The 22,311-nt window shown below is 45.5% G+C and carries 15 protein-coding genes; 13 read left to right on the forward strand and 2 right to left on the reverse strand.

From position 1 onward, the window contains the following. Positions 1-59: 59 nt before the first annotated feature. Positions 60-1,412: an aspartate kinase gene (locus ACWQAU_RS13505; RefSeq protein ID WP_003646116.1), complete on the reverse strand. Its 1,353-nt coding sequence runs from the start codon at positions 1,410-1,412 to the stop codon at positions 60-62. 209 nt (positions 1,413-1,621) lie between these two features. Between ACWQAU_RS13505 and yfmF the strand changes: the two genes are divergently transcribed. The 12 genes from yfmF (at position 1,622) to ACWQAU_RS13565 (ending at position 20,847) form a co-directional block, all read left to right on the forward strand. Then, positions 1,622-2,887, forward strand: a complete 1,266-nt coding sequence (gene yfmF, locus ACWQAU_RS13510; protein WP_003644641.1) for an EF-P 5-aminopentanol modification-associated protein YfmF — start codon at positions 1,622-1,624, stop codon at positions 2,885-2,887. Next, the gene (gene yfmH, locus ACWQAU_RS13515) at positions 2,884-4,185 is read left to right on the forward strand and encodes an EF-P 5-aminopentanol modification-associated protein YfmH (RefSeq protein WP_027821956.1); all 1,302 of its coding nucleotides are present in this window, start codon (positions 2,884-2,886) and stop codon (positions 4,183-4,185) included. The genes yfmF and yfmH overlap by 4 nt, the downstream gene beginning before the upstream one ends. 103 nt (positions 4,186-4,288) lie before the next feature. Further along, positions 4,289-5,161, forward strand: a complete 873-nt coding sequence (locus tag ACWQAU_RS13520) for a helix-turn-helix domain-containing protein (protein WP_003641501.1) — start codon at positions 4,289-4,291, stop codon at positions 5,159-5,161. 22 nt (positions 5,162-5,183) lie between these two features. After that, entirely contained in the window at positions 5,184-5,768 is a 585-nt protein-coding gene (gene pgsA / locus ACWQAU_RS13525; protein ID WP_003641502.1) for a CDP-diacylglycerol--glycerol-3-phosphate 3-phosphatidyltransferase, read from the forward strand. A 271-nt stretch (positions 5,769-6,039) separates the two neighbouring features. Next, positions 6,040-7,302, forward strand: coding sequence for a competence/damage-inducible protein A (locus ACWQAU_RS13530; protein ID WP_003646118.1), 1,263 nt, complete (start codon positions 6,040-6,042; stop codon positions 7,300-7,302). A gap of 91 nt (positions 7,303-7,393) precedes the next feature. Further along, positions 7,394-8,536, forward strand: coding sequence for a recombinase RecA (gene recA / locus ACWQAU_RS13535; protein ID WP_003641504.1), 1,143 nt, complete (start codon positions 7,394-7,396; stop codon positions 8,534-8,536). Between the two features lie 230 nt (positions 8,537-8,766). Further along, the gene (gene rny, locus ACWQAU_RS13540; RefSeq protein ID WP_003644638.1) at positions 8,767-10,326 is read left to right on the forward strand and encodes a ribonuclease Y; all 1,560 of its coding nucleotides are present in this window, start codon (positions 8,767-8,769) and stop codon (positions 10,324-10,326) included. Positions 10,327-10,450: 124 nt separating this feature from the next. Beyond that, positions 10,451-11,257, forward strand: coding sequence for a TIGR00282 family metallophosphoesterase (locus ACWQAU_RS13545; RefSeq protein ID WP_003641506.1), 807 nt, complete (start codon positions 10,451-10,453; stop codon positions 11,255-11,257). Between the two features lie 27 nt (positions 11,258-11,284). After that, positions 11,285-13,975: a DNA mismatch repair protein MutS gene (gene mutS, locus ACWQAU_RS13550; protein ID WP_003641507.1), complete on the forward strand. Its 2,691-nt coding sequence runs from the start codon at positions 11,285-11,287 to the stop codon at positions 13,973-13,975. A 167-nt stretch (positions 13,976-14,142) separates the two neighbouring features. Further along, on the forward strand, positions 14,143-16,179 hold the full coding sequence (gene mutL, locus ACWQAU_RS13555; RefSeq protein ID WP_003644637.1) for a DNA mismatch repair endonuclease MutL: 2,037 nt from the start codon (positions 14,143-14,145) through the stop codon (positions 16,177-16,179). Between the two features lie 1,047 nt (positions 16,180-17,226). After that, positions 17,227-17,625, forward strand: a complete 399-nt coding sequence (locus ACWQAU_RS13560) for a hypothetical protein (RefSeq protein ID WP_003641510.1) — start codon at positions 17,227-17,229, stop codon at positions 17,623-17,625. 153 nt (positions 17,626-17,778) lie between these two features. Further along, complete coding sequence (locus ACWQAU_RS13565; protein ID WP_027821957.1) at positions 17,779-20,847, forward strand: YfhO family protein; 3,069 nt, start codon at positions 17,779-17,781, stop codon at positions 20,845-20,847. Positions 20,848-20,976: 129 nt separating this feature from the next. On the opposite strand, the gene ACWQAU_RS13570 is transcribed toward ACWQAU_RS13565, so the two are convergent. After that, a complete protein-coding gene (locus ACWQAU_RS13570; protein ID WP_027821958.1) occupies positions 20,977-21,498 on the reverse strand; it encodes a hypothetical protein in 522 nt (173 codons plus the stop codon). A gap of 200 nt (positions 21,499-21,698) precedes the next feature. Here ACWQAU_RS13570 and ruvA point away from each other — a divergent pair, with 200 nt between their 5' ends. After that, entirely contained in the window at positions 21,699-22,310 is a 612-nt protein-coding gene (ruvA, locus tag ACWQAU_RS13575; RefSeq protein WP_003644635.1) for a Holliday junction branch migration protein RuvA, read from the forward strand. Position 22,311: the final 1 nt, after the last annotated feature.

The following is a 22,311-nucleotide window of genomic DNA, read 5'->3' on the forward strand; positions in this document are numbered from 1 at the left end:
TCGAAGATTTTTCCAGACCTGCTTTGTTTCTAGAGACTTATGTCACAGCCTCGTATGGGTTAATCGAAAAATTCTTTATATAACGCAATAACGGCTTGATCGGCATCATTGTCGTGTACACCGAACATAATAGAAATTTCGGATGCGCCTTGATTGACCATGATTAATTTAATATTGTCGTTGGCTAATGCGGTGGCGGCACGTGACATGATGCCGACGCGGTTGCGCATGTTTTCGCCAACGAGCATTAAGATTGAGTAGTCGTGCGTAAAGTAAATTTCATCGGGATTGATGGCCGCTGAGATTTCTGCAACTAACGTTTTCTCTAATTCGGGCGTCAACTGATGTTCATCAAAGATGATGGTCAAATCATCGATCCCAGATGGCATGTGTTCATAACTAATATGATGATTTTCTAAAATCGTTAGAATTTTACGGCCCAGCCCAACTTCTTTGTTGAGCAGATACTTACGTAAGTATAGTGAACAAAAACTAGAAGAACTGGCAATCCCAGTCACCGGGTAGTGGGGATTGGGTTCGCGAGTTGACTGAATCAAAGTTCCCGGAGCCTCGGGATGGTTCGTATTCTTGACGTTGACGGTAATGTTGCCTTCGATTGCTGGAATCAACGCTTCGTCGTGAAAGACAGAAAAGCCAGCGTAAGAAAGTTCGCGCATCTCAGTAAACGTCATTTCACTAATGGCCGCTGGTTTTGCGACCAAACTAGGATTGACCGCGTAAATTGCATCGACATCGGTAAAGTTTTCATAACGTTCAGCATGGACACCCCGAGCGATGATCGCGCCAGTAATGTCGGAGCCACCGCGTGAAAAGGTACAAATTTGGCCGTTACGATTGTAGGCGAAAAATCCGGGGATAACTAGGATTTGTTCGCTGTTGGCCCACTTAGCGAGCTGGTCATAACTACTCTTGATAATCTGAGCGTCATCAGGAACGTCCGTAACGACCATTCCCGCATCTTTAGGGTCAAGGTAGCGAGCGTTGAGGCCGCTTTGTTGAAAAACAGCGGCGACCAGTTGCGCATTGAGACGTTCGCCGTGCGCTTTGAAAGCTGCCATCAAGTAGGTGTTGTCGGCGTATGATTGTTTTGGTAAGTTGCGAATCGTTTCAAAAATCGGAGTCAATTGTGCTTCGGGAACGTTAAACCCGTGACCGATTTCTGCATAACGGTCAATGATAGCTGCGGTAACGGCTTGCGTATCTTGATGATGGATCGTTTGACGGGCATATTGAATAAGTAAATCAGTGACTTTGGTGTCGCCATCGAACCGTTTACCAGGTGCCGATACAATCACATATTTACGTTTTTGATCAGCCTCAACGATCGCGAGGACTTTTTGCAGTTGCTGACTACTAGCAAGGGAACTGCCACCAAATTTAATTACTTTCACATTAACCGCTCCTTAATTTTATCAATAATGAAAAGAATAGCAGACAAATCGCGACTTGGCAATGTTAATTGCCACTCACGAGAATTTAATTTAATCGTGAAAATAATCATTTTGGCGACCATAATCTGAAAATAAAAAAAACAATAGGACGGAAAGTTGCGTCAATCCGGCCTTTCGCTTATTATTTATTACATATGCAAGGAGGAAACATGTTGCAAACTCAGTTAGCAAAAGGGGTCCAATTGACGACGGTTCAGAGTCATCAATTTAAAACCAACCAGATTATTATCAATTTTCGGGCACCGCTTGCACGTGAAACAATTACTCAGCGGTCGCTACTATCGAATTTATTAGAAACAAGTTCTCGTGATTATCCAGATCAGCGAGCGTTAGCCAACGCATTGGCTGCCATGTATGGTGCTGCGTTTGGTGCGGGTGTTAGTCGTAAGGGACCAACGCATAACTTGCAATTAGCCATCACCGTTGCGAATGAACGGTATTTGGCAACGGATCAGCCACTGACAAATCAGGCCATCCAGTTTTTACAACAAGTCGTTTTACAGCCGCTAGTGGCGGACGGTCAGTTTGATCAAGCGACGTTTGACCGCCAAAAAAAGAATTTGGAAGCGGCGATTATGTCGGTCGCTGATGATAAGCAATATTATGCTGCACAGCAGTTAAATACGGCGTTGTTTGCGGACGAACCTGCGCAACAAGTGCCAAGTTACGGTACGGCGAGTGATTTGGCAGCCCTCACTGCGGAAGGTTTGTACGACTATTATCAAATGATGATCCAAAATGATCAAATCGATATTATCGTGACGGGTGACGTTGATGAGGCGGCCGTTTTAGCTCAGTGGCAACAAGCTGGTTTTGAGGATCGACTGGCGGGGCGCCCACGGCCATTTTATCAACATCATAATACAAACCAGTACGTCGAAGTGAGTGAACAACAGGCACTCAGCCAAGCAAAGCTAAATTTAGGTTATGATTTGCCAGTCTTTTATCGTGGCAATCATTATTACGCGGCCTTGGTTTTCAACGAACTATTTGGTGGGTCACCGCTGTCTAAATTGTTTATGAATGTACGTGAAAAGGCGAGTCTGGCTTACTATGCCAGCAGCTCATTGGATACTTTCCGTGGGGTGCTTAAGGTGCAAGCTGGGATTGATGGCAAAAATCATGACCAAGTGTTAGCAATTATTGCGGCCCAATTAACGGCGATTCAAGCCGGTGATTTTACGGATGATTTAGTTGAACAGCTGAAGCTGGGCTTGATCAACGATTTTGAGTCCAGTTTGGATAGTCAACGGACATTCGCTGTGCAAGCCTTGATCGATGATTTAACGCAACAACGCGTTACGGATACTGAATGGCTACGGCAGATTCAAAGTGTGACGCGTGAACAGATCATTGCAGTCGCGAAGATGGTGACCCTTAATAATGGGTTCTTCTTGAGTGGGGTAACCGCATGAAAGTAAAAAAATATGATCAATTTAAAGAAAGTTGTTATCAAGCTCAGTTGGATAATGGGCTGACGGTGACGTTGTTACCTAAGGCCGGTTATCACAAAACGTACGCAACGTTTACAACGAACTATGGCTCGATCGACAATACCTTTGTTCCAGCCGGAAGTACTGAAATGCAACGCTTCCCAGATGGAATTGCCCACTTTCTGGAACATAAAATGTTTGAGAAGGCTGACCATGATGCGTTTCAAATTTTTGGTCAGTACGGGGCGAGCGCGAACGCCTTCACTAGCTTCACGAAGACGAGCTATTTGTTCTCAGCTACCCGGCACCTGCAGGACAACCTCATGACCCTCTTAGATTTTGTTCAAGATCCGTATTTTACGCCAGCGACAGTTGACAAGGAGAAGGGCATTATTGGGCAAGAGATTGAGATGTACGATGATGATCCAAGTTGGCGCCTGTATTTCGGAATGATTGGTAATCTATATCCGAACCACCCACTACAATATGATATTGCGGGGACGACTGAGTCGATTGCTAAGATAACGGCTGATGACTTGTACGCCGCTTATCGGACGTTCTATCATCCTGAGAACATGACGTTATTTGTGGTTGGTAATTTTGATCCAGACGAAGTGTTAGGGTGGATTACGACTAATCAAGCAACTAAAAAATTTGCTGCCTTTCAACCGATTGAACGTAAGATTCCTGAAACCGCAACGGATGGACATGACATTATTCCTTATCGGACGATTGATATGCCAGTCAATCGGGCCAAATCAATCGTTGGTGTCAAAGGCTTGCTGCCGATTGAAGCGGGGGCTGCTGCTTTGAAGTACCGTGCAGCGGTTAACGTTTTATTAGAATTATTGTTTGGCGATACGTCAGCAGATTATTTGCGATTATATGATCAGGGTATCATCGATGATACGTTTGGTTATGATTTCGAATTACAGTCTGGATTTAATTTTGTCACTTTTAGTGGTGAAACGGATGATCCAGCCCAGTTTGATGCAGCCATCATTGATGTGCTAGAAAACTGGCGGACGGCTGTAGTTGGTCAGGAAGCAGCACTCGCATTAGTCAAGAAGGAAATGATTGGGCGGGTCGTCTTCATGGCGAACTCCTTGGAGGCAATCGCGAACCGGTATGATCAACGGCTATTCGGGACGGCGACAATCTTTGATGAACCGGGTATAATTGCTCAGTTGACCCTTGCAGACTTGCAGACGGTTGCTGAACAATTATTGACTTCTCAGGCAATCAGTGAATACCAGATTCGACCACAAGCAAAGAGTTAAGGAAATCTGAAATTTAATGGTCATGGGGCTGCTAAATTTAGTTGCTGTGATATACTATTAACCGTAAGATTTTGAAAATAGACTTAGGGTGGAGAAAAAGTCAATGAGTGAAAATAACGAAGAAACAACAACGATTGGGGCGCGCTTAAAGGCTGCCCGGACAGCGAAAGGCCTCACAATTGATGATTTGCAACAAATCACCAAGATTCAGAAACGCTATTTGATTGCAATCGAAGATGAACAGTTCGATAAACTTCCCGGTGATTTTTACGTTCGGGCGTTTGTTAAGCAATATGCGGAAACTGTCGATTTAGATGGTAACGCGTTGTTAGAAGAATATCGAGACCAATTACCGAGTGTTCATACTGAAACCATCGTTGAAAATGTTGATGAAGTTCAACCTACCCGGGTTGCTAGTCGCGAACAACCTGCTTCACCAGCGAGTCGCGTACGTAACTATTTACCAACGATCATCGTCACTGCCATTGTGGTTTTGATTTTGTTATTTATTTGGTTTATGGCGGTTCGCACGCACGCTGGTTCAAGCTCTAGCACGAGTGCGGACAGTTCTTCTGTACAAGTTTCGAGTTCTAAGAAGCAATCGAGTTCGTCGAAAGCTAGTTCATCAGCAAAGTCTAGTTCTAAAGCGTCTTCTGCCAAGGAACAAACAATCAAGGCTAACGGCAGTAGCGATACGGCTTATACTTTGACGAATGGTGCGGATAAGAACAAAGTGGTCATCAAGTCTACTAAGGCTGCTTGGACTTCCGTTACGACTAACGGTACTCAGACTTGGCAAGGAACGCTAAAGGCGGATGGCTCACATACATTAACGTTACCAAGTAATGCTACGACGGTTAAGTTCCAGTTTGGGAACGCAACTGCCACGACCGTAACAATCAATGGTAAGGCGTTCAATTTTAATCCGAAGAACAGTACGTCACAAGTTCGGACGATTACCTTGACCATCAAATAACGTTGCGGAGGAGGCGGGTGCTTTGAATTTACCTAATAAATTAACGGTGTTTCGGATTATTCTGATTCCAGTTTTCATTCTTATTATGGTGTTACCCCTTAGTTGGGGACAGGTTGTGTGGGCTGGAACAACAATTCCAGTCACCCAAGTGGTTGCAACTGTCATTTTTGCGGTTGCGTCATTAACTGACTTAGCGGACGGCAAGATTGCCCGGGGTCAACACTTGGTTACGAATTTTGGGAAGTTTGCGGATCCACTGGCAGATAAGATGTTAGTAATGACCGCGTTCATCATCTTAGTTCGGTTAAATGCGGCCCCTGATTGGGTCGTTGCCATTATCATGTGTCGTGAACTCGCGGTAACGGGGTTACGATTATTGATTGTTGAAAATAATGGTAAAGTGATGGCTGCTGCTATGCCCGGGAAGATTAAGACAACGACACAAATGATTGCCATCATCTTCCTGCTGCTGAACAATGTCTTATTTGCGGCAATCCACATTCCATTTGCGGCAATTATGTTATATATCTGCTTATTCTTCGTTATTTATTCTGGCATTGATTATTTTGTTCAGAATCGTGACGTGTTTGCAGATGGCTTCAAATAAAATTAATCATGAGCGTCTCACCGAGTCTTGCATTCGGTGAGACGTTTTTGTATACCATTAACGTGTTGCCCTTATTAATTAATCATGACTCCTGTCAGTCGATAATTTTAACGATGAGTCGCGTTGGCAGGTTATGTCAAATGAAGGTATTTGAAAATGCTAATCTTTTTAATGGGGTCGATCGTCATTTTCGTATATACTTAATGTAGGACGCTAATCATCGCGCCCACACTGAGTGTAATCGATAGGATTACGGGGAGGCATATATGGCATGCAAGCAGAAATAATCGCGGTTGGTACCGAGATTTTACTGGGTCAGATTACGAACACGAATAGTACGTACATCGCACGTGGATTGGCCGAATTAGGAATTGATAGCTATTATCAAACGGTGGTTGGTGATAATCGGCAACGTTTGTCGACCGTCATTGAAATTGCGGCCCAGCGGAATGACTTAGTTATTTTAACGGGTGGTTTGGGGCCGACCAAGGATGACTTGACGAAGCAGACGCTCGCGCATTATTTGAATGTTGCCTTGGTTGAAGATCAGGCAGCAATGCAAAAAATTACGGCCTGGTTTGCCACTAATGACAAAGTAATGACGGCCAACAACCGATTACAGGCATTGTATCCGGCAGGCGCGCAACCATTGACTAATCATAACGGAATGGCTGTTGGTGCGTTTTATCAGTCAGAAAATAGTGCTGATTTCTTGTTATTGCCAGGTCCACCCCGTGAGTTAGCCGTAATGTTTGATTCTGAGGCAAAACCGAAATTGGCAGCTGCATATGGGGAACAAGCCCAAATCTATTCGCGAGTGATGCGTTTTTATGGCATCAGTGAGTCTGAATTGGCGACCCGGTTGCAACCCTTGATTGATGAACAGCAGGCGGTTACGATTGCACCCTATGCCAAGACTAACGAGGTTACCCTCAGATTAAGTGCCCAAGCTATGACGGAAACGGCTGCAAGGGGAATGATCGACAAAGTTGACCACCAGATCAAGGCTACCATTGGGCCGTACTTTTACGGTTATGGAGACGATAACTCGTTAGTTACTACTGTTATTAATCAAATGATTGCGGCTAAGCTGAGTATTACAGCCGCGGAAAGCTTAACAGCTGGGCTGTTTCAGAGTACCATCGGCAGTGTGTCCGGGGTCTCCGCAATCTTTCCGGGCGGCTTTGTAACGTATGCGAATGAGGCCAAACATCAGCTAGTGAACGTTCCACAAGCAATTATTGACGCTGAGGGCGTGGTTTCAGAAGCGACCGCTAAGGCCATGGCGAGTGGTGCTAAGCAGCAGCTAAATACTGATGTTGGTATCAGTTTTACAGGCGTTGCCGGTCCAGGAACCTTGGAAGGTCAACCGGCTGGAACGGTATGGATTGGTCTTGCTTACCGTGATCGACCCGTGAAGGCCAAGCAGTACCATTTTGCTGGTAATCGACAACAAATTCGGGAACGCAGTGTGATGGCCGGGTTAGACCTATTGAGACATGCATTGAATGAAGATACGGACTTAAAAAAATAATACGAACTTTTGTTCGCTTTTTGCTTGCAATTCTAACTTTGAACAGCTATGATATTAAGAGTTAGAAACGAGCACCAAAGGAGGAAATAATTTGGCTGATGCACGGAAAGCAGCACTAGATACTGCCCTGAAAAAGATCGAAAAGAATTTCGGTAAAGGGGCGATTATGCGGATGGGTGACGCTGCCCAGACGACTATTTCAACGATTTCAAGTGGATCGTTGGCCTTAGATGACGCGTTGGGTGTCGGCGGCTACCCACGTGGTCGGATCGTGGAAATCTACGGTCCTGAAAGTTCAGGTAAAACGACCGTGGCACTACATGCGGTTGCTGAAGTTCAAAAGCAGGGTGGTACGGCGGCCTATATCGATGCTGAAAACGCACTAGACCCCGTTTATGCGGAACACCTAGGGGTCAACATTGATGACCTGTTACTTTCGCAACCAGATACTGGTGAACAAGGGCTTGAAATTGCAGATGCCTTAGTTTCCAGTGGTGCGGTCGATATTTTAGTTGTTGACTCGGTGGCGGCCTTAGTGCCACGTGCCGAAATTGAAGGTGAAATGGGTGACGCACACGTTGGGTTACAAGCGCGGCTGATGTCACAAGCGCTCCGGAAGTTATCAGGGACATTGAACAAAACCAAGACAATCGCGTTATTTATCAATCAAATTCGTGAAAAAGTTGGTGTGATGTTTGGTAATCCTGAAACGACTCCTGGTGGTCGGGCCTTGAAATTTTACGCCACGATTCGTTTGGAAGTACGGCGGGCAGAACAGATCAAGGAAGGAACCAATATTATTGGTAACCGTGTCCGGATCAAAGTCGTTAAGAACAAGGTTGCACCGCCATTTAAGCGTGCCGAAGTGGATATCATGTATGGTCAAGGTATCTCACAAACTGGTGAAATTGTTGATATGGCTGCTGAAAAGGATATTGTTAAGAAGAGTGGTTCTTGGTATTCATATGGTGACGATCGCATTGGTCAAGGCCGTGAAAATGCCAAGAAGTATTTGGACGAGCATCCTGATGTCATGACGGAGATTCGCCAAAAGGTTCGTGATGCATATGGTATGGATGCAACTGGTGAAGAAACGTCTGAAACTGATGATCAGGCCAAAGAAGCTAAGGATAAGGGAACTGCTAAGAATGGCAGTAAGGGTCAAAGTAAGTCCACTAAAGCGACACCAGCGGAAACTGCTCTCGATCTCGGCGACCAACCAACCGAAAAATAGACAGTTTGTTATGCAACGCCCAAAATATTTATTTTGGGCGTTTTTTGTACATACTTAGCTTGTTTGCACGACAAAAGTAGCCTGCAGAGAGCGGTTGCCATAAGACTTTAAGTTGACACTATTCGTTTCTAACATTAGAATAACAAGTGTGTAAATAATCAAAATATAACATCTGAAAATTTGTAGTTGATTTTATGTTAACTGGATTTTGGTGGTGCGGAGGTGGAAACATGAATGTTTTCGGTATAATCCTCGCAGTCATCGCAATTGTTGTCGGTTATGGGATTGGTTACTATGTACGCAAGAACGTCCATGAAAAAGAATTGGACGTTGCCAGGAACACAGCCGAAGGTATTATTTCTGAGGCCAAACGGGCAGCGGAGACTCATAAGAAAGAAAAAGTCCTTGAAGCTAAGGAAGAGAGTCATCGCTACCGGGCTGAAGTTGAAACGGAGTTAAAGCAACGTCGGAATGAAGTTCAAAAGCAAGAAGACCGGTTGCTTCAACGTGAAGAAACTTTAGATCACAAAGAGAATACTTTTGAAAAGCGCGAGGATGCTTTAGGTAAAAAAGAAGATAAGATTGCCAATGAGCAAAAACGCGTTGAACAACAGCAACAAAGTGCAGCTTCACTAATCACGCAACGTCAAGCTGAGTTAGAACGGGTCGCCGCCTTATCGCAAGAACAAGCTCGCGATCAGATTTTGACCCAAACGCGCGAACAATTAACGCATGAACGGGCCGTGTTAATTAAAGAAAATACGGACGAAGTGAAAGCGCAGTCTGAAAAAGAAGCCAAAAACTTAATTGTCCAAGCGATTCAGCAAAGTGCTGCCGATATGGTTTCTGAAACCACGGTTTCGGTCGTTTCTTTGCCGAATGACGACATGAAAGGCCGGATTATTGGTCGGGAAGGTCGTAACATCCGAACGTTGGAAACGCTGACGGGAATTGATTTAATTATTGATGACACGCCAGAAGCCGTCGTTTTAAGTGGTTACGATCCGATTCGTCGTGAAATCGCAAAGATCGCGCTTGAAAAGCTGATTCAAGATGGGCGGATTCATCCAGCTCGAATTGAAGAAATGGTTGAAAAAGCGCGTAAGGAAATGGACGAAAAGATCCGTGAAACTGGTGAACAAGCTGTCTTTGATTTAGGATTGCACGGGATGCATCCTGACTTGATCAAGCTTGTTGGTCGGCTGAATTATCGGACCAGTTATGGTCAAAATGTTTTGAATCACTCAATTGAAGTTGCGAAGTTAGCGGGCGTTTTAGCCGCTGAACTTGGTGAAGATGTTACACTCGCGAAACGCGCAGGATTATTACACGATATTGGTAAGGCCGTCGATCATGAGGTCGAAGGTTCCCACGTTGAAATTGGCGTGGAATTAACAACGAAGTACAAAGAGAGCCCCGTCGTGATTAACACGATTGCCTCCCATCATGGTGATGTGGAAGCTAAGTCGATTATCGCGGTGTTGGTTGCGACGTCTGATTCAATTTCAGCCGCCCGGCCAGGTGCTCGGAGTGAGTCGCTGGAGAATTATATTCATCGGCTCGAGAAGCTGGAAGCGATCGCTAATAATGAGGATGGCGTCAAGAAGAGCTATGCGATTCAAGCTGGTCGTGAAATTCGAGTCATCGTTAAGCCAAACGAGATTTCTGATTTACAGGCAACGGTTTTGGCGCACGATGTCAAAAAGCAGATTGAAAATGAACTTGAATATCCCGGTCATATTAAGGTTACGGTTATTCGGGAAGTTCGAGCAGTGGATTACGCTAAATAACCGGGAAATGAGTTTAGGTCTTGACCTAAGCTCATTTTTTTAGTTGCCAGCAGAATTCAATCACGTTTTCAAGGCTAAATAATGCTAAAATAATTGGTATAACGTTAAAACAAGGGAGCAATCTATGCGAATTCTATTTGTTGGGGATGTCATGGGCAATGTCGGCCAAACGGCGGTCACCACGTACTTACCTAAGTTAAAACGGCGCTACAAGCCACAAGTTACTATTGTTAATGGGGAAAATGCCACCCGCGGCCGCGGCATTAATCAGGAAGTGTATAAGGACATCTTGACTGCGGGGGCTGATGTCATTACGATGGGCAACCACACCTGGGATAATAATGAAATTTTTGATTTTATTAATGGTGCTAAGAAGTTGATTCGACCGTTGAATTTTCCGCCAGCGACGACTCCGGGGGTTGGTTATACGATCGTGAAGGTCAATACGGTGAAGTTGGCCGTGATTAATCTTCAAGGAAACGTCTTTATGGGGCAAAATTTAGCGGATCCTTTTACGACTGTCCAACCATTGGTCGAGCAATTGCGGGAAGAGACACCTAACATCTTCATCGACTTTCACGCTGAAACGACAAGTGAAAAAGAAGCCATGGCGTGGTATTTGGATGGTCAGGTGAGTGCGGTAGTTGGCACCCATACCCATGTGCAGACGAGTGATGAACGCGTATTGCCAAATGGGACGGCCTTTTTAAGTGACGTTGGTTTTACGGGTCCGTATAATGGTATTTTAGGAATGACCCGTGAGAATGTTATTCAGCGTTTCTTGGAACAAATGCCGACCCGTTTCAACGTGCAAGAGGATAGTCCGGCAGTGTTGTCGGGTTGTGTGATCGACGTTGATGGTCAGAGTGGTCGGGCGAAAAAGATTGCCCGGATTTTGATTAATCCGGACCACCCATATTTTGATGACTAAGATTTACGATAGAAAGTAGGATTAAGCGTGCCACAGAAAACAAAAGATACACCGATGATGCGTCAATATTTTGCAGTTAAAAATCAATATCCCGATGCGTTTTTATTTTACCGACTTGGTGATTTTTATGAAATGTTTTTTGATGACGCGATTAAAGGTGCTCAGTTATTAGAGTTGACCTTAACGACGCGGAATCATTCGGCGGAAAACCCTATACCGATGTGTGGGGTTCCCCATCGAGCCGTGCAAAATTATATTGATATTTTAGTAGATAAAGGTTACAAAGTCGCTATTTGTGAACAGATGGAAGATCCCAAATTAGCCAAGGGCATGGTCAAACGCGAAGTGATTCAGCTCGTGACACCTGGTACGACGTTGGAACGGGGCGCGGAACAAGCTAAGACGAACAATTACTTGACTGCGCTGATTCAGCGTGATCAACAATATGGTTTTGCGTACGCCGACTTGTCGACTGGGGAACTAAAAACGAGTGTCTTAACGACTAACGATACCCTAATTAACGAGTTGACCAGCTTGCAAACTAAAGAAATTGTGGTTGACGACTCTGTTGCTAGCGATTTGCGCGATCAAATTAAGACGCTAGGAATTCTAATTTCAGAGCAGAATAACGTCACCCCCCAGGCTGAATTGAGCTACTTGACTCAGGACTTGACGGTCGATTTGGAACAACAGGTCGTGGAACGGTTATTGATGTATATTACGGTGACTCAAAAGCGGAGCCTCGCGCACTTACAAAAGGCGATCGCTTATGAGCCGTCATACTTCCTGAAACTCGATCATAATTCCAAGTATAATCTGGAATTAATGAAGTCCATCCGAACTGGTAAAAAGCAGGGAACTCTCCTGTGGCTATTAGATGAAACTAAGACGGCGATGGGCGGACGACTATTAAAGCAGTGGATCGACCGGCCATTGATTGTGAAGGCCGATATTGAAACGCGTCAAAATAAGGTTGCGACGTTATTAGATCATTATTTTGAACGTAGTAACTTACAAGAAGAGTTGACTAAAGTTTATGACTTGGAGCGTTTAGCTGGCCGGGTGGCTTTTGGTAGCGTGAATGGGCGTGACTTAGTGCAACTCAAGACATCCTTGCGTCAGATTCCAAAGATTCGGTATATCTTATCGGAATTAGATACGCAGGTATTTAATGATGAAGTTAATCAGCTGGATCCAGTCGAAGACGTTGCGGATTTGATTGACGCGGCAATCGTTGAAGACGCGCCTTTGTCAGTAACGGACGGTGGTGTGATCAAGGATGGTTATAACGAGCAACTCGATCAATATCGGGATGCTATGAATAATGGGAAAAAATGGATTGCTGAGTTGGAAGCCCAGGAACGGGCGACAACCGGTATCAAGAATCTTAAGATAGGGTTTAACCGGGTCTTCGGCTATTATATTGAAGTCACGAAGGCCAACTTGGCCCAATTACCGAAGGACCGCTATGAACGTAAGCAAACGTTAACGAATGCTGAACGCTTTAGTACTCCTGAACTGAAATCGCATGAAAGCCTAATTTTAGAAGCTGAGAGCCATTCTACGGATCTTGAGTATCAACTCTTCACAAAGGTTCGTGAAACGGTTAAAAAGGCAATTCAGCGGCTACAAACATTGGCGAAGGCGGTCGCAGCAATTGATGTCTTGCAAAGTTTCGCCGTCGTTAGTGAAGATTACCACTTTGTTCGACCGAAATTAACTAAATCACATGATTTGAAGATCGTTGATGGTCGTCATCCGGTCGTTGAAAAAGTGATGGGCAACCAGAGTTACGTCCCAAATAACGTGACAATGTCACCTGATGAGACGGTCCTTTTGATTACTGGTCCTAACATGTCCGGTAAAAGTACGTACATGCGTCAATTAGCATTGACGGTCATCATGGCGCAAATTGGTTGTTTTGTACCGGCTAAATCAGCGCAACTTCCAATTTTTGACCAAATTTTTACACGTATCGGTGCCACGGATGACTTAATTTCCGGTCAAAGTACGTTTATGGTGGAGATGCAGGAAGCCAATAATGCCTTGCAACATGCGACAGCCAATAGTCTAGTGTTGTTTGACGAGATTGGCCGGGGGACGGCGACTTACGATGGCATGGCGCTTGCCCAAGCAATTATTGAGTTTGTGCATAACCATATTCATGCCAAGACACTGTTCTCGACGCATTATCATGAGTTGACCGCGTTAGATCAAGAATTATCCGGGTTACGAAACGTGCATGTGGGTGCGACTGAACAGGATGGCGAGCTCGTCTTCTTGCATAAAGTTGAGCCCGGGGCCGCCGATAAGTCCTACGGGGTGCACGTTGCCAAGTTGGCTGGGATGCCAACGAGTTTATTGGAACGGGCCAATAAGATTTTAACGAGTTTGGAAAATCAAACGAGTACGGTATCGACGACAGCGGCTTCGATTGCTGCTAGTGATGCTGCTAATAGCGTGGCACCTAACACAGCGGCTTCAATGCCGGTTGAGGCCGCCGATGAGTCACAGCCAGTAGAATCGGAGACCCCGGTTGCCGAAGCTCCGGTCGCTGAAGCCGGTGATGAACAGCTGTCGTTATTTGCTGAGCCGGCGGTGACGGATGCGAAGGGTGAAAAGGTTTTACAACAGCTGAAGACGTTGAACTTGATGGCGATGACTCCGATGGATGTAATGAACCAGCTGTATAAATGGCAACAAAAATTAGGCAAGTAGGCGCATTTTAACTCATCATAAATGAGCGCAATAAGCTGTTATGATGAGCTATTGGTGCGTCTGACGGACAGGTAGGTCGACACTAGTCAGTTATTGCTAGTTGTGGTAATCGAAAATGTTCGTGCAGGACACGAGCTTAATTATTTTATGTGAAAGGACCGATGGAAATGGGAAAAATTCATGAGTTATCTTCTGTGCTGGCCGACCAGATTGCTGCCGGCGAAGTTGTGGAGCGGCCCGCCTCGGTCGTTAAAGAACTGGTTGAAAATGCTGTTGATGCGCACGCGACGCAGGTTGATATTTTGGTGCAAGAGTCGGGTGTTCAGTCAATTCGGGTTATCGATGACGGTGACGGTATTGATGACGCTGAAGTCCTGACCGCTTTTAAACGGCATGCGACGAGTAAGATCACATCACGTGAAGATTTGTTTCGCGTCCATTCTTTAGGTTTTCGCGGTGAGGCGTTGCCAAGTATTGCGTCAGTAGCGGACGTGGTGATGAATACGAGTACCGGCGCCACTGGGACGAGTATTCATTATCGCGGCGGTAAGCTATTACAACAATCGCCCGCTCCGTTGCGGCAAGGGACGGACATTACCGTCACCGATTTGTTTTTTAATACACCTGCGCGACTAAAATATTTGAAGTCCCCCCAAACGGAATTAGCGAATATTTTAGACGTGGTTAACCGCATCGCACTTAGCTATCCAGCGGTGGCATTTCGGTTAGTTCATAATGCGAAAGAGCTATTAAAAACGGCTGGTCGCGGTGACTTACAACAAGTCATTGCTGGTATTTACGGTGTCCAAAATGCGCGCAAGATGGTTGCCATTCAAGGATCGACCACTGATTTTAAATTGAGTGGCTTTGTGGCTTTACCTGAGCTGACGCGGGCCAGTCGCCAGTATATTACTGTTCTGATTAATGGTCGTGCTATCAAGAACCAGCAATTGACCAAAGCCGTCATCAAAGGTTACGGTTCTAAGTTGATGGTCGGCCGTTATCCAATCGCGGTGATCGCTTTAACAATGGATCCTTTATTGGTGGACGTCAATGTTCATCCCACGAAACAAGAAGTCCGTTTGAGTAAGGAACCAGAATTAGCCAAACTGGTCAGCACCACGATTACGGACCGGTTAGTGGATGTGAACTTGATTCCGTCAGCATTGACCAATCTTGGCAGCCATCGGCGTGAACATCTAAATACAGACCAGCTGGCGATGGATTTGAACGCCGTTTCGTCACAGTATCAAGTAGCGGATAAGACAACGCCGGCATCGACTGAGCAGTTTGCAGCCTCGCTGGCAGCGGCAACCATGCAGCCCAGCTCGGCAACGACCATGGTAAGTACTACTTCAGCACAGCCATCAGCGGTAAACCGTGCAGCAGTTAGTGCGGTTGTTCCGTCAGAATCAGCGGCAAGTTCTGCCAACCCGCCGATTATGATTAGCCATCGCGACGAACTGACAGCTACTCCAGTTCAAGCATTTGACCAGCGTTACCAGTCAGAATCAGGCGCTTTACCCTTTGGTGAAACTGCTGAACCGTTAGAAACCAGCACGGCTGCAAGCGCGCCGACTAGTGAAGCGCCGGATACGGAACGTTTTCCACAGTTACGCTATCTTGGTCAGATGCACGGGACTTATCTGTTAGCTGAGGCGGATGATGGTATGTACATTTTGGATCAGCATGCGGCCCAGGAGCGAATCAACTATGAATATTATCGCCAAGCGATAGGTGAGGTTAGTGCGGATCAACAAAATTTATTGGTTCCGATTATTTTAGATTATCCGACGAGCGATGTTTTAAAGATCAAGGAAAAATTGCCGTTACTAGCAGAATTAGGGATTCATCTGGAATCATTCGGCGGCAACAGCTTCATTGTTCATGCCCATCCGACCTGGTTCAAAGCTGGGCAAGAAGAAGATACGATTCGTGAAATGATTGATTGGCTCTTACAGGATGATAAGTTGACGGTCGCCCAATTTCGGGAAAAGTCAGCTATCATGATGTCCTGTAAACGGGCAATCAAGGCCAATCACCATTTGGATGATCAGCAGGCCCGCGCGTTATTAGCCAAGTTACCGACCTGCGAGAATCCGTTCAATTGCCCACATGGCCGCCCGGTGACGGTACACTTCACGAATTCAGACATGGAACGGATGTTCAAACGAATTCAGGATAGTCATGAAGCACGTGATTAAAGTGATTATTGGCGGCGTACTCGTTACTTTAGTATGATTCGTAATCGATCCGCATTGTGCAAGTAAATATTTCATGAATTATGATTAAAACGTGCCAAGTTTAGATTGTTGTTCGTCAGCCGGTGTGCGTCCTATGCCGACCTCCGGGGCTGGGTGACAATTGCTGGAACGCAGCCGACGTCGATTTGAGCTAACGCATAACCCGCGTCATCTCAAATACGAGTCTTATTCTAAGCCGGAAGCAGACCACTTCAAGCTAAGAATAATTTGGCTACTGAGCATTGTCCACCCAGCCCCTCCGGTCGGGAAACTGCTCGAATGGCTGATGAACGACCACCTAATTTGGTACAATTAGTCGCTGACTATTTTGATGCTGGAAGTTTAAACAAAGCGCTAGGTGCATTAAGCACTCTGTCAAGAGATTAAATCCTACTATACCGATTCAGGATTAGTGAGCCATCTCAATATTATTTTTAGTCTGACAGTTGATTGACAAAATTACCGTTTATGAAAAGCAACGACCAATTCATCAAAAGTTGGGTACCTCACCGTCTGCCATTCGAATACTGTCCCGACTGGAAGGCGTTTCGGCCAATGCTCAGTGGTGAAATTTCACTTAGCAAGCGTCTTGTGCTTGGTTAGTGAAAGGCCAGTATTTGAGACGTGATTTTTCGGCTCAAATCTGTGCCCACCACGTTCCGGCAATTGGCAGAAATGCCTGGAAGTCGGTGTAAGGCGCACACACCAAGCAAGTCTACGCTAGTCCGAACTTTTTCCAGCGGTCTTAAGCTGGTTGCTTTTGAACTTAAGAAATGGCACGTTTTAATCATGACTGATACTGAATAATTACGAACCGAATGTGTTATCGAATAAAAATAGCAATGTTGAGTAGTCCCTGGGTTAAAAAACCTAGGGACACTTTTATTGTCGCCAGTATTGCGGTCTAAAAAACAACTTTAAGATTGGGGAAGTGGCGTTTGTGACACTAATTTGAGTTGTAAAATTTCAGATTGAATTGGTTTAAATAGTTAGCTATCATTGATTAAAATGAGTGGTGAGCGCGTATCGGGTGCTTGGACCACTCAACATGATTGGGAGTTGATTGTTTTGGATATGACCAAACTTTATTATCGCCAGGTTTATTCGGCATATTGTTTTTTGGCAGATTTACCAGAGGCCACGCCCGCGTTCGTGGCCGGGCGCAAGACGCTGTGGGAATTAAATGCGCATCCAAGTGCGCGGGACGCCAAATTGATTACGCTGAATTTATATGAGCAAGTTGCTGCTTTTGAGCTCGATCCTAACCGTCATGATCAAGCGGCAATCGCTACGATCAACTTACAACGTGATAATGCTGTGAGTGGCTTACAACCTTTAGTACAGTTGTTTGGGAGTTATCCGGCGACTACTAAGATTGAAACTTTAGATAACTGGGATTGGCGTTAGTTGTTGATGGGACAGCTGTGAATCACGAATTTATTAAGATTCAAACTGAACATCACGAGACGAAATTGTTCATGGTAAAATAGAAACATTGTTTGAGATGGCAAAATATGGGGATTGCGTTGTCGACGTAATTACAAGATAGGGGCACCTGATTTGAAGACAGTACGGAAGATACCACTAGTCGTCTGGTATACGGCGATGTTTGTGGTTATTGCGACGATTACTTACAGTGGGCTTTTCTTAGCCGGCCGGACATTGATTTGGGAAGTGGATGGCATCGCCCAACACTTCCCGATTTTATTGGAATTTCAGCGGATCTTACAGCACCACCCACAACAATTATTCAGTTGGTCATGGAATCTCGGCTTGGGGGCCGATCAACTGACGACTTTTTCCTACTACGTGGTCGGTGATCCGTTTAATTATTTAGTGGCGTTTGTTTCGCGCGCTCATTTGGAATGGGCCTACCAAGCGTTGATCTTGCTGCGATTGTACTTCGTTGGACTTGCTTTTCTAGGTTTCAGTCGGCAGTTCAAGTTCAAACGTATCAGTCAATTGATTGGAGCTTTGACGTATACATTTACCGCGTATACGTTCTATGTTGGGATGCACCACCCGTTTTTCTTGTTACCAATGATTTGGTTTCCGCTACTGTGTTGGGCGATTGAACGGGTCTTACGAGGCCGACATTGGTTACCACTCAGTCTGATTACCGCCGTTGTAATTTTGAGTAACTTCTATTTTGCTTACTTACTCGCATTGGGCGGTTTAGTCTATGCTTTGGTGCGTTTCTGGTCACGTCGTCGTGACCATTTAACGATGCGGTCGTTTGGACAGTTATTTTGGCGGTTACTAGTGGCAGTTGGTCTTGGTGTCACGATGGCAGGCATCTTACTAGTGCCCACGCTGCTCGCGATGTTGACGGCAACGCGTGCGAGTTTTAACTTTGCGAATGGCTTGACGAGTTATCCCATCAATTATTACGTTAATTTACCCAATCGACTGTTGACCAATGGTGGCAGTGTCCAATACTGGGTGACCCTCGGGCTGAGTAGCATTAGCTTTATTGCAATTATTTATACACTACGTCATTTCAGACGCTATTGGGTGCTTAATTGGGTACTGGTCGTGATGATGTTGGGTATTTTGTTGCCTCAATTTGCGGCCGTATTCAACGTTTTTTCAACACCTTCTAATCGATGGTTGTTGATGGCAACCCTCGTGTTTGCTTATGCGACGATGGCATTTATGGACCAAGTCACTGCTCTGACAGCGGCTGATTTAAAATGGTTGGCTGGTATTAGTGGCGGTCTGCTTGTCATTATTTGGCTGATCAATGGATTCTATCTCAATATCCGCAAACATGATATTGCGACATATCTCATCTTGTTAGCGTTAATTGGGGTCCTGCTGGCCAAACAATCCTTAAAATTGACCAATCGGCAATTTTATGTGTTATTACTGGGAATTGTCACGCTGAACCTGGCGAATAACGGACTGGGCTGGTTGAGTATCAATACTAATTCTAATAGTACTGAGCAGTTGCGGCAGGGCGCGGCAATGAAATGGGTCAAAAATTATTTTGATGGCGCGCAAAAAAGTTTAACCACGACTAGCCAATTTTATCGAACGGCTTTGGCACCCAACTACTATACGATGCGTTCGGCTGAGAGTGATGTGCCGATGGTGTTAGGAACTCACACGGTTGGATCGTATTTTTCAGTTCAAAATGGTTACGTGGGGGCATTTAGTCAGGCCTTAGGCAACTCAGAGTATGCGATGAACTCGCCACTCGGTTCGTTGGACGGTCGGACGACGATGTATAACTTATTAAGTGTTAAATATTTATTTGCACGTGAGGACCAGTTGAAGAAACAAGCCTTACCAGCCGGATATGAGGTTGTTAAGATGAAAACTGGCGAACCGAAGATTTTTGCGGACAAGTTTATTTATGGCATGAGTAATCATACCGGCACGATCTTGTTAAAATCCAAGAATGCGTTGCCGTTAGTTTATACACAGCAGCATCAGATTAGTCAACGCCAATTTAATCGCTTGAACGCAGTTGACCGCGAGCAAGCCTTGTTACAAGGTGCGGTCACTACGCAGCAGGTTAGTGGTGTTAAGACTGTCAAGCCAACCGTTACCGGAAAAAACGTCGCTTATACGGTTCAAGCGGATACGACGAATGTTTTGGATACGTTGGACAAGGTGATTATTTACCGCAATCAACATGCAACGGGAGCGTCGAACAACGCGTTGACTAAGTTACCGGCAGATACGATCACATTAACGCCGGAACAACGAGAAAGTTTGACGCCGGCAACTGGCCTGACGACACCGTCAAACCGCGTGTTGAACTTGATTGCAGCTAATCAAAAGTTAGTCCAGAAAAATCAGGAAAACAATGCTGACGAGTTAACGAGCATGGTCAGTGATGTGCAGGGGCACCAGATACCGTACCAATTGACCATTCAACACCCTAAGAAGTATCGAAATACGGAACTCTATCTTGTGCTAGATGGCATCAGTTATCGGCGTTCCTCAATCAAGCACGCCTTGACAACGAGTCAAAATACCAACGTGTTCACGGCCCGTCCGTATACCAAAGTCGATTATCTAGATGATGTTCGCGATGGTCTGAAGGGCAATTTGAGCGCTAGTGGGTATTCTTTAACTGCTCAGACAACGGATAACTTGACGAGCTTTAGTCAGTTGGGTACCACGAATATGTCAGATTATGAGCCCCGGACATCAGCAGTAATCAACTTAGGGTATAGCAAGTACGCGCGTAAGCTGATTACGCTGAACTTTACGAGCATTCGTAGTTTGCATTTTAAGTCCGCTAAACTGATCGCTGTACCGCTTGGGAAGACTTATCGTCAACGGACGCGGCAACTACAGACGAGTGGGTTGAAGCATCAACAAGTGACGAACAACCAGATTACGGGAACCACGCTGACTAAGACAGCAACCGTGTTAACAACGTCAATTCCGTATTCGACTGGTTGGCAGCTACGAGTTGACGGTCAAACCGTTAGGACCCAAGTTGTCAACAAAGGGTTTGTGGGGGCCAAGTTGACAGCCGGCCGGCACCAGATTCGATTGACGTATCACACACCAGGACTAAAAATCGGCATATGGTCGAGTATTATTGGTGGTGTGATTAGCATACTGATTGCCTGCTGGTGGGGGCTTCACAAACGTGTCAGACAATCTTAATTGAGTAAATCGGTATTAAAATAGGCTTCTTAGGAATTAACTTTGATTCCTAAGAAGCCTATTTAACGTTAGATGGAACACAAACGAATGTATGCCATAGCGAAATTCACAATTAACAGCCACGACTGGTTAATTATGAGGTGTCGCTAACGCAATTAATTGTTCGGGAATGACCGGTGCAGTGACTAATTTTTGCCATTCACTGGTTGAGACTAACATGACGAGTGGCGTGCTGACCGTTGTCAACCACGTTTTCTGCGGAGTAACGGGTGCCATGGCCGTTGTGATGTCGGTATTGACCTCAGACTCAGTAATCTGCCAGAGTCGATGTGTGACGTGCGCGGTATCCGTCACCTCGACGACCGGGGCAAAATGACCGACCCAGTCGTCAATCAACATCTCGATAACGGGTTGCTGTGGGTAAAGGACTGTGTTGATCATGCCGGGAACCATGGTCGTCACGGTTTGATCCACCGGCCAGCTGCCAATTAAGCGCCACTGGTGAACACCGTTGAGTGTGAGTTCGTACCAGTAATAGCTGGCTTCGGTTGTCGTCATTGTATCCTGGCTGTCCCAATTGGTCGCAGCTGTTTGAATTTTAGTTTGACCAGTTGTGGTCGGTAACACCGCTTTAAACGGTTTGAGTTGCATAGTGAGACCTCCCTAGGACTTTGAGCATAGCATGACGTTAACGTGGCGGCAAGCATTTCTTGCCACGAAATCCGTCAATCGAGGTGAAATTGATTTAACATTAAAATTTGGTTTTTATCGGTGCACCAGTGTTAAGCCACTGTGAAAATGTGGTACAATTTAGCAAGCAAACATACGTTTTATTTAAAGGAGTTTTTTCGGTGTACGAATATTTTCTCGGTCAAGTGACCGATGTAACCCCCGGTTATGTGGTGATTGAGGTCAGCGGCATTGGTTATAAAGTGCTAACGGCTAATCCATACCGTTACCAGGTGGGCCCAACAGCAGTTAAGATGTATATCCATCAAGCCGTCAGCGAAAATGGCATGAGCCTATTTGGCTTTTTTGATGCTGACGAGAAGGCGTTGTTCGAAAAGTTGCTCGGGGTTTCGGGAATTGGTCCGAAGTCGGCCCTCGCGATTTTGGCCAACAACGACCATGCAGGTCTGATCCAAGCCATCAATCAAGAGAATGCGACTTATCTGACGAGTTTTCCTGGCGTGGGCAAGAAGACAGCTCAGCAAATCGTGCTGGACTTGAAAGGTAAATTAAACGATCTAAACGTTGATGTTACTGGTCAAACTGCGCTCGATGTGGATGCTCCTGCTGTTGATGGCGCGTTAGCGGACGCGTTGGCGGCTCTGGAAGCTCTTGGCTATTCGAAAGCGGATGTCAAGAAGGTCACTAAGAAGTTGGAGACGTTTAGTCAGACACAAGGGGCCGATACGAACACCTTGTTGAGTGAAGGACTACGACTATTGATGAAGAAGTAGA

It is taken from the genome of Lactiplantibacillus sp. 3062 (assembly GCF_055413545.1).